Raw genomic sequence first — 12645 nt, forward strand, 5'->3', positions numbered from 1 at the left:
AAAGGGAGAAAGAACATGCTAAAGAAAGCAAATCGTACAGTTATGAATATGGGGTTAGCAGCATTACTTGTTCCCGCTGCCCTAACATTTAGCACAACTTCAGCAAGTGCAAATGACGGAGGCGCTGCACCAGCACCCGTACAAGAAAAGGTAACGCCAAGCGTACCTCAACAACAAGCAACTACTGCTACTAATCAAAAAGTCATCGTAAACGTGAGTGCGTTAAATATTCGTCAAGGAGCTAGCTTTTCATCTCCAGTTGTTGGAACGGCAACACAAGGCCAAGAGTTTGCTATTTTAAAAGAAGCAAACGGCTTAGTTGAAATTGCACCAAACAAATGGATTTCAAAAAGCTCAAGCTACGTAACAATTGCATCAGGTAAACCAAGTACAACAAGCCAAGTAAAAGGTGTAAGCACATCAACTCCTTCTACTTCTACAGCATCTGCATCTACATCTGCAGCACAAGAAACAAGCACACCAGCACCTGCTCCAACAACAAGCACGGCTTCTGGAAGCACAGTAAATGTTGCACGTAGTTTAGTAGGATCACCTTACCAATGGGCAGGAAACACACCAAGCGGATTTGACTGCTCAGGCTTTATCGCATACGTGTTCAACCATAGCGGTCACAGCATTTCACGTACAAGCGTAGCTAACTACTGGAACATGGCGACAAAAATTTCGTCTCCACAACCAGGCGATCTAGTATTCTTCCAAAACACATACACAAGCGGCCCATCTCACATGGGAATCTACATCGGAAACGGCCAAATGATTCATGCTGGTTCACACGGTGTAGCTGTAGCTGACCTAGATGTTTCTTACTATCAAGATCATTTCTTAGGATACGGACGCTTCTAAGAAAAAAATGCCCTCCAATCGTTAGATACGTTCTAACGATTGGAGGGCATTTACTTTTTATCGCTGCGCGACAGAAAGCGCCTTTTCAATCCGCGTTTGAAATTTATTTTTCCAGTCTTCCGCAAGCTCAGCCACTTCTAAAGCCCGCTGCATTCCTTCTACATCTTTTGAATGATGGAAATATAAATCAAGCGTGAACCACACGGATACTTGGTCCGGATGAGCTTGAATTAATTTCACTTCCGCGTCTTTCGTAATCGTACCTTCTTTCAGCACGCGGCAAAGATAGCCGGTATAGCTTGTCTCAATCATTCGTTTTAAAATCCCTTTAACGCCCGTTCTCTTTGTAATCGTGTCACATGGGTTTCGCCCTTGCGTCACTTGAATAACGGCGTCTCCCACTTGATAAACGTCTCCAATACATACGTCTTTTTCAACCATGCCCGCTAAGACAAGATTTTCTCCAAACGCAGACATTGGCAGCTCCGTATCAAACTCTTCGTTCCATTTTTTGTAGTGCTCATACGGATACACGCACACCGCACGATCCGGTCCGCCGTGATACCTTAAGTCAGCTACGCCGTCGCCTTGAAACCCTTCTTTTGCTAAAAACGTTTCGTCTACTTGCTTTTTGCATATACCTGTCCGCATTTCTTTGTCAGAGCCGTATGCCATTTGTTCAGGCATGGCGGTTGCTAAATGAATCAGCCTTCTCTCGGGTGTTGTCATTATGTTTACACCTCTTTTATCATTTTTACTAGTTTACCACATTTATTATAGAGCGTTTTATTTACTGGATGTACTTATGAGCTGTCTCAGCGGTTTCCACTTAAGTCCTAATGCATAAGTAATAGCGGTAGCTGCGACAAATCCAAGCAGCACTCCTGAAACGGTCGGCATAAATAAAGATGGAAAGACCGCTACGCACGCTAGTGTTACCACAAAATTTCCGGTATACGACCATTTCGGATGCTTTGAAAAAAAGGCTTGAATACTATTCATTGTTAACTCCTTTGTACTTTTACTTTGTCATTATTCATGAATATTCTACCATTAAAAAGGAAAAATTTCTCTTGAACAGCATATGATAAGTGATTTTGTCTCTTTTTTACTTCTCATGCTGTAATTCCAAGGACCGGAAGTATCATAAATTTTTAAAAATATTTCACAATTATATTAAAAATATCTTCATTTCCCCTTTTTCTTTTGTTCAAAATGATTTAAGATAGTAGAGGCTGTCGAAATATAAGTTATTATGTCAGTTCTGCATGTTTTTTTACATATTAGCACATAGTAAATATTATTTTACAATTACGTCATTTTTTATAATGGCCTAAAAAATTTTGCCCATTTTTAACAAAATTGGCGTAGAAGTTCCGTTTTTGTATAAAATAGAGGCCGATTTACATAGTCATTTCTATGCACGTCCCTCTTTTATAAATATAGAATACATGTAAGGAGAAAAGTAAATGTCAATTTTAATGGGAATTATCGGGATTGTAATTATCTTAGCAGTTGCATTCCTCATGTCAAACGACAAGAAACTTATCAACTATAAAGGCATCGCAGTTATGCTTGTCATCCAGCTTGCTATCTCTGCTTTTATGATGAATACATCGATTGGTCGCAAGGTGCTTGACTTTATCACAAGTGTATTTACAAAGATCTTATCATTTGGTAACGACGGAATTTCGTTCGTGTTTGGAGATCTTGCAGGAAAAGGCATTTTCTTTATCCAAACGTTAGTTATGATTGTATTCGTTTCAGCATTATTAAGTATTTTAAACTACTCTCGTATTTTACCCTTTGGAATCAAATATATCGGAGGACTTGTTTCAAAAATTACCGGACTTCCCCAAATTGAAAGCTTCACAGCCGTGAACGCAATGATTTTTGGTGATACAACGGCGCTAATTGCGGTGAAAAACCACATCGGAGGTTTAACACCAAACCGTTTATTTATCGTTACAACAACATCTTTAGTATCCGTTTCTTGTTCAATTCTAGGCGCATACATGCAGATGATTCCGGCTGAATACGTATTAATTGCCCTTCCGCTAAACGTATTCTCTGGCTTAATCGTTTCTTCTATGGTTGCACCTGTAAAAGTGGAAGATGAAAACGAAGTCGATATTAAAGCGCCTGCTAAGCAAGGCACGCTGTTTGAAGCAATCGGTGACGGAGCACTAGACGGCGGACGCGTTGCGTTAATCGTAGCAGCCATGCTTGTTACATACGTTGGTCTTTTAGCATTAGTGAACTACGTATTAAATGGCGTAATCGGATTAACGGTTCAAGACATTTTAGGCTATATCTTCTACCCAATTGCCTTTATCATGGGTATCCCGGCAGACGAGCTAATGAGAGCCGGCGGCGTAATGGGAACAAAAGTAGTAGCAAACGAATTCGTTGCGATGCTTGACTTCCAAAAAATGATGCCAAACCTTTCTGAAAAAACGGTTGGGATCGTATCAGCTTACTTAATCTCATTTGCCAACTTCAGCTCAATCGGTATCGTTCTTGGTACGATCCAAGCAATCAACGGCGAACAAGCTTCACGCGTTGCCAAGTTCGGCTTGAAGATGCTGTTAGTAGCGACAATGGGATCGATTTTAACAGGTATTATGGTTGGATTGTTTATTTAATGGAAAAGCACTCACTGTTGGTGAGTGCTTTTTTGTTGGGGTGGTTCTTTTTGGGTTATATTTGGAGCGTTTCTACAATGTTGAAATTTATTAAATATTTCTGTTGACATATTCCGAGTTATCGGCACTATTATCAAATGCTTTTTATCTTCATTCTAATAACATTTAAATTAGTTTTACATAATGGATTAAAGCAAGATCTCTTATCCAATAAAAAGACAGCTTGCTTTATCAGCAAACTGCCTTTTTTGTAATGACCCGTCCGGGATTCGAACCCGTGTTACCTTTTTAAAAGGATAATCTCTTGACCACTTGGCCAACGGACCAGATAAAATTATAAAATGGCAGAGAAGAAGGGATTCGAACCCTCGCACCGCGTTAACGATCTACTCCCTTAGCAGGGGAGCCCCTTGAGCCACTTGGGTACTTCTCTGTATGGATCTCCCACTGAGACACTGTGGAATAATGGTAGGCCTAAGTGGACTTGAACCCCCGACCTCACGCTTATCAGACTTGAGCTCTACCAAAATGAGCTGCTTCTTGTTTATGGCGCGCCCGAGAGGAGTCGAACCCCTAACCTTTTGATCCGTAGTCAAACGCTCTATCCAATTGAGCTACGGGCGCTTCCTAAAATGGTGCGGATGAAGGGACTTGAACCCCCACGTCATAAGACACTAGATCCTAAGTCTAGCGCGTCTGCCAATTCCGCCACATCCGCATGTGAAAAATGGTTGCGGGGACAGGATTTGAACCTGCGACCTTCGGGTTATGAGCCCGACGAGCTACCGAACTGCTCCACCCCGCGATAATAACAAAGATATAATGGAAGAGGAAGAGGGATTCGAACCCCCGCGGGCTTTGACACCCCTGTCGGTTTTCAAGACCGATCCCTTCAGCCAGACTTGGGTATTCCTCCATATGTCAGGTTCAATGGTGGACCTTGTAGGACTCGAACCTACGACCGGACGGTTATGAGCCGTCTGCTCTAACCAGCTGAGCTAAAGGTCCTTTCTAAGCTCTCTATTAGAATGTGGAGCCGGCAAAAGGTATTGCAGACCTTGACCTTACCACCTGACTATGCCACCAATAATCATGGAAAGAATTTACAGTCAGTGGTGTTTATCTGTATGCTATCCCTTCATATAAAACATGGACTAGTAATTAAATAATTGATATCTGTTTCGCTACCAACAAAAATTATTTTACCTTATAACTTCGTAGAAGTCAACATCTATGTAATTGGTGTTTTAATACTTAATTTTGCAATTATTAAGTAGGAATATACACCTAAATAAAAAAACTCTGTAACAAGAATCATGATTCTTGTTACAGAGCTTATTTTTATAAAAAGGTTTGCGTAATCGCATTTTCTAAATTTCTTGTAGAAGATTTTAGGTATCGTTTTGTAACATTCACATCAGAATGGCCTGCTAGTTCGGCAACTGTTGCAATATCTATCCCTTTCTTAACTAACTCATGACAGAAAGTGTGGCGTAATTTATGAGGATTTACATTATATTTTTTTAGCATGTACTGAACCGTACGTGCAGACATTCTTCTATCAAAATTAGACACAAATAAAGCTTCATGATTAGAATCAAGTGAATCAATATATTTCTTTAAACTATTCCTTGCTTCTGTAGAAAGAGGAACAAATCGCTTTTTACATCCTATAGCATTACGGATAATTAAAAAACCGTCAGATTTGTTAATCTCTACGTCTTTACGATTCAAAGCACAAATCTCTGATACTCGAATCCCTGTATGTAATAAAGTATATACAATAGCAATATCACGAAGGTTTCCCTGTTGCTTTACTTCAGATAAAAGGCGGTCACGCTCACTTGCTTCTAATGACTGTGGTACAACCTCGTTATTTTTCTCTTTTTGTTTACGTTCAATATTTTGAACAATTTCTGGTTTTTCAAGAAAGCGTGCAAAAACGCTAATTGTTACAAAAGCTTTTTCTATAGTCGACGCACTTTTATTATTAGATTCAAGGTTAATCATATAAGTTTGGACATTATTTCTTGTTACTTGATCTAAATGTTCACCTTCACTTAGGAGCCATTCATGAAATTGGTTTAGCACTGCTCGATAGGTTTTAATCGTATTATCAGATTTGCCTGATTCTATTAACCATTGGCTAAAGTCATCAATCAACGGAATAACTTCTAGGCTATTTTTTTTCACTCTAAATCCTCCTACATATACTAATAAATTACGTAAAACATAACATTTAATTTCGTAGAAATCAATTTAAACGAAATTAATATACAAAAAAACAGCCCATCATTGATATGATGGGCTGTTTTTTGCCTGACAACGTCCTACTCTCACGAGGACAAAGTCCCCACTACCATTGGCGCTAGAGAACTTAACTTCCGTGTTCGATATGGGAACGGGTGTGACCTCTCTGCTATCGCCACCAGACCTATTAAAGATAGTTTTCTTAACACTCAATAAAAATTACTAAGTAAAAACACCGTGCACCCGTCATTGACATGATCAAATAAGCGTTACGTGTACAGTTAGCTCGACCGGGTTGTGCTGCAACACACAGAAGAATCTACTTATGGCTGCTTCCTTCCGGACCTGACCATGTTCATAGGTTTCTGTTGTGCAGGACCCAGTTGTCAACACCACTTGTCCAAGTCAGACCTTATCTGACTCATACCTCTGTTAGGAATTAAACCCTGCTAAGGCGGATTGCAGGTTACAGGGCACCGCCATCTCCCCGTCTAGCACGGTATGTATAGTTAAGGGATTCCCACCTATGTCGTCCTCCCAATCTGTTTTGTGAACCCGCGGTCTCGCAGGTGGGTTTCCGCATATTAACGTTCCAGCAATCCTGTGTCAAAGACAGGCATGGCATCCGTCAACAAATGTAGGAATCCCAAATAAACAGTACGGTTCAAAACAAATAGGGCATAACGTACATCGTAGGATAAGTATTTAATGTGTTTATTGATGATATAGATTATCCTACAATAAAATTTCGTAGAAGTCAACATAAACGAAAAAAAAACTTCTAACCTGCAATGTTTTCTTATTTGCTTGATTTACTGTTGTTGGGAAGGGATTTCTTTGAAAGATGGAAGTTATAAGGAGTCGTGTTCCATTATATTGAGTCCTCCATTTAAAAGTAAAGTTCATTACGGTTAGATTTTTATACATCCTTGATCTAACAACACTTTTCTAATGTGGTTATTTTTTCTTCTTATCCCCTCTCCATAAAAATGAGAGAAAAATAAAAAAAAGCCTACATAAAACGGCTTTTTTATTCTAAGAGTAAATTATTGTTCTGTTAGTTCAGTTATAGAAACACTTTGCTTATTATTTGGTTCATCCAGGTTATGAATTGTAGCTACCCCATTTTGTTGGTCTACATGCTCAATGTAAATACTTTTCCCGTTATGTATTACATTGGCCATGTCCACTGAATCGGCAATTTCTTGTGCTCTTTGTGCATCCACCTTTATCTAGCCTCCTTTTTATTTATGACAGTGAAAGTATTTGTTTTTAATTAATTTTTATGCATTTAATTCCTCTATATAAAATCAACTTTAATTTTTCAAATGAGACATGAAGCAATAAAAAAACTATCTCCTTTATTATTTGAGATAGCTTTTTATTTTATTATACAGTTTAATCTTCTTCTGGAATCTTAATTAAAATGGCTATAGCTATTGTTGCCAAAAATATAACCCCTAAAGTTAGCAATAGACTCGTACTCATATGCCTCATCTACCCTTCTCTTTTCATCCCTATGATTCCATTTTAGCAGAGGAAATTAGTTAATAAAACTGGAAATGATAGCGTTTTACTAAAATTTTTATACATGTTAAAATAATGTAGTTGTTTTAACTCAACCAATGTATTCAACTTTTAGCTTGAGTAGAGCTCGCTACCTCTTTCCTATTTTGGGGTAGCCCTTTTTTTATCGTAATAAAATAAAATGTTGTTTTGGATCTATTTCTTCCTATCCTCGGTTTACATTCGTTATTTACGAATCTGTTCAATCTCTTCATCTGTAAGCTCCGTTAATTCAGATATTGCTTGATTATCCATACCTTTTTGCAGCATTTTTAACGCTACTCTTTTAATAGCTCTTTTTTCCCCTTGCTTTTCAGCTTTTTTTAATGTCAGTGTTTCATCTACTTGGAATTCCTGGTTTACTTCATAAGTCACTAACATTTGTGGATCCTCAGTCACACGTGCCCATTCATTCATCGCATTTTTCAACGTTTGATAATTCTCCATTACAACTTCCTCCAAAAATGAGTAAAATCTTCATTTCCTGACATATTAAACAACAGTAATTGTTTTACTAATTATGTGTCCTTTTTACAATCCTATTCTCACTTATTCCAAAATCAAATTAATCCCATAAAGCTTGTCCCTCCACCCTAAAACTAAAAAAGAAAAATTACTGTATTAGGTAAGGAGTAGGCAGCAATCTAAAATGTGCTAGGTTGTTTATATGCTGGGGTTCGCCTAGTGGCAAATAAGGCTTTGATTCAGAAGCAACTAACAATTTATTTATTTAATTTATATGTTTTTTCTTTTAGTTGTACATATTAAAAACAATACTAGATGAAAGCGAGATGAGATAAGTAATGTCAAAACAAGGGATACAGAAAAAGAATCAGACAAGAGAGCAAGTAGAAAAGCAAGATAAAAGAAATGATGTTGAATTAGGGAATGAATTTCAAACTGGCAACACGAGTTCCCAGAGTCAGAAAAAAAGTGGACACCAAGTAAATAAAAAATAAATTTAACCTTTCGAGGATAATAAGAAACCTCAGTTCAAATGTATGAGTTGAACTGAGGTTTCTTTTATAGAGTGAAGAAGACTTATGTGAAAAAGAGGCACCAAGCTAAAAAGAATTTGAATTCTATTATGAAAAAAGAATTCAAATAAAAAGAAAGTATCTCACATTAAATAATCGTTAAGTAATGTAACAAAATAAAAAAGTGAAACTTATAATAAAACGATTATTTTATAAATACGGTATTATCTTATATCTCTTGCTATATTTATCCTCAAATTTTCTAACCTGATTTTCTGTATAAAAGTGTGCTATTTTATATCCGTCGTTATTATAGGCTTCTGCGATTCTAAGAGGTTGTTTAACATCTTTTGGATAGTAAGTTGGCATTATTGTAGATATACGATTATAAGTCAGAACGCCTGTCTCTTTGCTTTTTTCACGATTTAGTACATAAAGTCCTTTAAATATCGCTTCAAAGCGTCCGGAAGAAGTTTTCGCATATGCAAATAGCGCGATCTTCTGATTCAGCTGATACATTCTTTTCTGAAAGTAGGCTTCGTTCTCTTCTGGAATTGTATTATATTCAATAAACAGTTCTTCATTTTCAAGAAGTTGATTGTTCCACGTTTCGTTAGGGAAAAATTTTAACCTTTTAATATCTGTATCTTCTTCAAACTTATGTGGTGCGCCGCTTTTTTGAATTCCGTGAGCATAGCCAGCTCCAAACACATTGCAACAGTCTGCAACTAACCTTAAAGAAATATTATCGTCAGCATCTATATATCCTTGTTCAATATAAGTATTTGGATCATATTCCTTCTCCGCATCCCACGGAACAAACCATTTCTCCTTTGTTAGCGAATTAATTTTTTCTACTATTTGGTCAATCTTTTCGTGAATCTTTTCAAGAGATTCAGTAGCATCTATTCTGATAAATTCACAATCTAAGGCATGTACAATATCGTTTTTTCTAATTTCGTCTAATGTTTGATTTATATCATTCTTATGATGGGCTTCATCAATTTCAATGGCCAAATTAAACTGTGGAAAATACAAATCAATTAATCCGTATTCAACCTTTTGGTGTTTATTTGATCGTACTACATACTGTTGAGTATTTATTTTTATATCGTAATTATCAAGCAAATGCCAGATCCTTGTAATGATATAATTCTCATCGTTTTTTTTATTCGTTTTCGCTAATTGTCTTTTAATATAGTCATACTTGTTCATTACTTTTCTAGATCCTCTCTTTTCCTCTACTGTAGCACTATAAAAAAATAACCATATCCAAACGATAAAGACAGTGCAACTCTTTTGATGAACCGTCTACTGGGCCTCGCCTTTGTAATTCATCCCTCTTGTTGCTATAAGTTTCTGCTAAGTATTTTGATATACATACGTACACACTATTTTTAATATTTATATATTGGAAAAATAATTTATATATACTAAATTTAACCATAAAAAACATATCAAGGCTTAATTTCAGGATAATAAGTCCTGATTAATGTATATTAAGCAGTTTGATCTAACCTATTATTAAAATAAGGAAATTTGATATTGTAATATAACTATTTATATGTAAAGATTAAACATGCATTATAAATACATAATAAATGCATGCTTAATGGTACAGGAGGAAATGCACTAAAATGAAAAAATTTTTTAAGATTGGCTGTTTAGGATTTATTATTCTTATTGCACTTATTGTAGTAATTGCTGTCGTAGCATCAGGTGGAGACGATAGTGGTTCTGGATCTAGTTCTAACTCTTCAAAATCAGAAGAACAAAAAGCTCATAAAGTGGGAGACACTTTTACAGTAGATAATAAAGCGGAAGTTTCTGTAACAAAAGTAGAGGAAAGAGAACAAGTTGGAAACCAATATGCAAACAAAAAAGCTTCTGAAGGCGGTACACTTGTTGCTATTCAATGGACTGTTAAAAACATCTCTGACAAACCATTAGGTGCTTTTTCAACCCCAACAATTAACCTCGTTGATGAAAAAGGTACAAAATATGACGCTGATATTGATGCAACATCAAATTATGCAGTTGAAACTAACATTGATAACTCTAAGATTGCAAGTGATTTAAATCCAGGTATCAAAGTTACGGATGTTGACGTATTTGAGGTTTCAAAAGATAGCTATGCAAAAGGTAAATGGTATATTGAAATAAACGGAAGTAAAGTTCAAATTAAATAATACTTTTCTATACAGTAAAAGCTCAATAGACGTTCAACGTTTAGTGAGCTTTTACTGTTTATACTATTATCCTTACCCGTAACAGAGTATATTGGGAAACGGCCCCTTTTTCTGCAGAGAATGTTGAGTATTAAGGGGATATTATATACTTACTTTAGATAGATGCAATTTGTGCACCAAAATTATAAATAGAGTCCTTTAATATAAATAGACGCGATATTCTTAGCAATTTGTTCGACAGGGGCTCATATTCATTACGAACAATTTCCCAAAGATACATTTCATTAGTGAAAAACCACCCTCTTGCTACTAGCTCATTATGTACATCTTTACGTGCTAATCCATTGCGCTGCGCATAGGCAATGTCTTCTGAAATTCGTTGAATAAACTTTTCCTGAATGTTTTTCCATTTTTCTGAAACGAGAGGAGAAATACAGATTTGAAATATTCCCACCTAACACTCTTTCTGCAACTTCTCCACTAGTTGCATTTGAAAAATTTGCGTGTCTTGAATCCCGGCTTTTTGGAGCCCCTGTTTAAAGGATTTTACTTTTTTAGTTTTAATAATTAACAAATCTATACGAACTCCACTCCTCACAAAATGGGATTAATTCTGCTTTACTTACTTTCATTAATAGTAGAGATATTAATAGAAAACTCCTCAAAACTTACTTGTCCCAAGGCAAACTTCATACTTTCAACAAATATACGTTCATTTTTAGTTAGTTCACGCTTTGCTTCCTTTTCAATCCATTCATGCTCAACGTCTAAAACATCTAACACATGCTTTTGTTTTGAAAAAGCCTCATAGTATCTTAATCCAAACTTTCTTTGAGAGACGGCATCAATATGAATGCCATCTGGATTTGCTGTTAAGCCTTTGGATGTTACAAAATAACAATTTTTTTCAGTATGGGAAACTTTAGACAATATCTGGTTTATTTGTTTATATTCTACGGCACTTTTTCCAAATCCGACGTCTCCAAGGTAATTCCCCAACTCACCGATAACAATCGGGATATCTGGTGCATTTAACTCTTCTCTCAAGTGTTTAAATAATGAAAGCAATTTATCTTCATACGTTTTATAACGTTCTCCGTAACTGTCGCTTTCTCCTTGATGCCACAAAATTCCCACTAACTCACTTGTTTCCATTGCGAATTTTGCTTCAGAAATCGCGTGTCTGGTTAATAGTCCGTCAATTGTCCACTCATCAATTGAGCTTCCTCCCTCGGCACATGGTATGACCCCAATGGACTCGCCCGGATGATCCTCTGTCCAAGCTTGAGCAAAAGAGGCTGCGGGCCCAACACCAGATATGTGACGATCAAAATTAAGTGGTTCTGCCATCGTTTGCCATCTACCGTTTCTCAACATATGTATATGCTCATTATAAATCGGCGGTACATCCTCAATAAATCCTCTGCCTGCCATATTTGATTGTCCAATTAATAATACAGATTTCATAGAAATACCTTCTTTCTTTGTCATGTTAATCACTTTTTTCTAATTTGCCCGTGGTTATACTTATAGAATTAGTTACACTCTGGTATATAGCTCAATTAATGGCTTCAAGAGCTTGTTTCAAATAATCCATTTCAGAGGTTATATCATCTATTTTTTGGTTTAACTGACTTACTTTATTAAGAGTATTCTGTGCGTCCAATAAATTAATTTCTAACATCAAACGGCTTGCTTCACTCTCAAGTTCCAATCTCTTTGCAAATAATACCTCGTGCTTTTTTATAATTTCTGATTTTAGATTCTTACTATTGGTTTCTTTCATACTTCTACCTCACTAACTTGTAATAACAGTATTTTATTGAGCTGTAAATTCCCCTATATAATTTAATAATTACCTACAGGGAGGTTTATGACATAGTTAAAGTTGCCCTTTTCACTTACAGGAAAACCGCATTTACATAAGATAAATAATAAGAACCAATTAAAATAAAGTCCATCATTCACTTTCCTCGGATGGTGTTTATAAGTTCTTGGTGTTGACATTCAGATACATACTGAGCGCTCAAAAGCTTCTCTAACTGTTAAAAACAAATACAGCATTCCATAATAAGGGAAAATTGAAATCATTTTGTTTTTTTTGCAGGAAAAAAAAGCAAAGTATATAAAGATAACAGTATGCATCAAAAAGTG

The 12645-nt window shown here is 36.2% G+C and carries 13 protein-coding genes, 6 tRNA genes, 1 rRNA gene and 2 other RNA genes; 4 read left to right on the forward strand and 18 right to left on the reverse strand.

Going from position 1 to position 12645, the window contains the following annotated elements:
* The first annotated feature begins 15 nt into the window (after window positions 1-15).
* Complete coding sequence (locus ACMX9J_RS08765) at window positions 16-864, forward strand: C40 family peptidase (protein ID WP_416225662.1); 849 nt, start codon at window positions 16-18, stop codon at window positions 862-864.
* A 57-nt stretch (window positions 865-921) separates the two neighbouring features.
* On the opposite strand, the gene ACMX9J_RS08770 is transcribed toward ACMX9J_RS08765, so the two are convergent.
* Together ACMX9J_RS08770 and ACMX9J_RS08775 are read right to left on the reverse strand one after the other, a co-directional pair.
* The gene (locus ACMX9J_RS08770; protein ID WP_034267110.1) at window positions 922-1593 is read right to left on the reverse strand and encodes an MOSC domain-containing protein; all 672 of its coding nucleotides are present in this window, start codon (window positions 1591-1593) and stop codon (window positions 922-924) included.
* Window positions 1594-1650: 57 nt separating this feature from the next.
* Window positions 1651-1866, reverse strand: a complete 216-nt coding sequence (locus ACMX9J_RS08775; protein ID WP_416225663.1) for a hypothetical protein — start codon at window positions 1864-1866, stop codon at window positions 1651-1653.
* A gap of 467 nt (window positions 1867-2333) precedes the next feature.
* Here ACMX9J_RS08775 and ACMX9J_RS08780 point away from each other — a divergent pair, with 467 nt between their 5' ends.
* Window positions 2334-3509, forward strand: coding sequence for a NupC/NupG family nucleoside CNT transporter (locus tag ACMX9J_RS08780; protein ID WP_416225664.1), 1176 nt, complete (start codon window positions 2334-2336; stop codon window positions 3507-3509).
* Window positions 3510-3851: 342 nt separating this feature from the next.
* Here the strand turns inward: ACMX9J_RS08780 and ACMX9J_RS08785 are convergent.
* The 12 genes from ACMX9J_RS08785 to ACMX9J_RS08840 form a co-directional block, all read right to left on the reverse strand.
* A tRNA-Ser gene (locus ACMX9J_RS08785) sits at window positions 3852-3942 on the reverse strand.
* A 114-nt stretch (window positions 3943-4056) separates the two neighbouring features.
* Window positions 4057-4133: transfer RNA gene (locus ACMX9J_RS08790), tRNA-Arg, on the reverse strand.
* Between the two features lie 9 nt (window positions 4134-4142).
* Window positions 4143-4227, reverse strand: a tRNA-Leu gene (locus ACMX9J_RS08795).
* Between the two features lie 10 nt (window positions 4228-4237).
* Window positions 4238-4314, reverse strand: a tRNA-Met gene (locus ACMX9J_RS08800).
* Window positions 4315-4332: 18 nt separating this feature from the next.
* Window positions 4333-4425: transfer RNA gene (locus ACMX9J_RS08805), tRNA-Ser, on the reverse strand.
* 15 nt (window positions 4426-4440) lie between these two features.
* Window positions 4441-4517 (reverse strand) — tRNA-Ile (locus ACMX9J_RS08810).
* A gap of 333 nt (window positions 4518-4850) precedes the next feature.
* The gene (locus tag ACMX9J_RS08815) at window positions 4851-5702 is read right to left on the reverse strand and encodes a tyrosine-type recombinase/integrase (protein ID WP_416225665.1); all 852 of its coding nucleotides are present in this window, start codon (window positions 5700-5702) and stop codon (window positions 4851-4853) included.
* 124 nt (window positions 5703-5826) lie between these two features.
* Window positions 5827-5942 (reverse strand): 5S ribosomal RNA (gene rrf, locus ACMX9J_RS08820).
* 52 nt (window positions 5943-5994) lie between these two features.
* Window positions 5995-6259, reverse strand: an RNA gene (ffs, locus tag ACMX9J_RS08825) — signal recognition particle sRNA large type.
* Between the two features lie 13 nt (window positions 6260-6272).
* A non-coding RNA gene (ssrS, locus tag ACMX9J_RS08830) (6S RNA) lies at window positions 6273-6461 on the reverse strand.
* 344 nt (window positions 6462-6805) lie between these two features.
* Window positions 6806-6985 carry a small acid-soluble spore protein H gene (locus ACMX9J_RS08835; protein WP_043981050.1) on the reverse strand — a complete coding sequence of 60 codons (180 nt, stop codon included), beginning with the start codon at window positions 6983-6985 and terminating at the stop codon, window positions 6806-6808.
* Between the two features lie 526 nt (window positions 6986-7511).
* Window positions 7512-7772: a hypothetical protein gene (locus tag ACMX9J_RS08840; RefSeq protein WP_416225666.1), complete on the reverse strand. Its 261-nt coding sequence runs from the start codon at window positions 7770-7772 to the stop codon at window positions 7512-7514.
* Between the two features lie 356 nt (window positions 7773-8128).
* Here ACMX9J_RS08840 and ACMX9J_RS08845 point away from each other — a divergent pair, with 356 nt between their 5' ends.
* Entirely contained in the window at window positions 8129-8284 is a 156-nt protein-coding gene (locus ACMX9J_RS08845; protein ID WP_176343638.1) for a hypothetical protein, read from the forward strand.
* A 228-nt stretch (window positions 8285-8512) separates the two neighbouring features.
* On the opposite strand, the gene ACMX9J_RS08850 is transcribed toward ACMX9J_RS08845, so the two are convergent.
* Complete coding sequence (locus ACMX9J_RS08850; protein WP_416225667.1) at window positions 8513-9517, reverse strand: AbaSI family restriction endonuclease; 1005 nt, start codon at window positions 9515-9517, stop codon at window positions 8513-8515.
* A 422-nt stretch (window positions 9518-9939) separates the two neighbouring features.
* On the opposite strand from ACMX9J_RS08850, the gene ACMX9J_RS08855 reads away from it, so the two are divergent.
* The gene (locus tag ACMX9J_RS08855) at window positions 9940-10491 is read left to right on the forward strand and encodes a DUF4352 domain-containing protein (RefSeq protein ID WP_047750235.1); all 552 of its coding nucleotides are present in this window, start codon (window positions 9940-9942) and stop codon (window positions 10489-10491) included.
* Between the two features lie 154 nt (window positions 10492-10645).
* Here ACMX9J_RS08855 and ACMX9J_RS08860 read toward each other — a convergent pair whose 3' ends face one another.
* From ACMX9J_RS08860 to ACMX9J_RS08870, 3 genes are all read right to left on the reverse strand, one after another.
* Window positions 10646-10945 (reverse strand): hypothetical protein, encoded by a 300-nt coding sequence (locus ACMX9J_RS08860; protein ID WP_255219763.1) that lies wholly within the window; start codon window positions 10943-10945, stop codon window positions 10646-10648.
* A gap of 164 nt (window positions 10946-11109) precedes the next feature.
* Window positions 11110-11958, reverse strand: a complete 849-nt coding sequence (locus tag ACMX9J_RS08865; RefSeq protein WP_394530713.1) for a sialate O-acetylesterase — start codon at window positions 11956-11958, stop codon at window positions 11110-11112.
* A 91-nt stretch (window positions 11959-12049) separates the two neighbouring features.
* Window positions 12050-12277, reverse strand: a complete 228-nt coding sequence (locus ACMX9J_RS08870) for a hypothetical protein (protein WP_034267138.1) — start codon at window positions 12275-12277, stop codon at window positions 12050-12052.
* Between the last annotated feature and the right edge of the window lie 368 nt (window positions 12278-12645).

Origin of the sequence: Priestia sp. RMT2NF4, from assembly GCF_047872835.1 — a bacterium.
Lineage (GTDB): Bacteria > Bacillota > Bacilli > Bacillales > Bacillaceae_H > Priestia > Priestia zanthoxyli.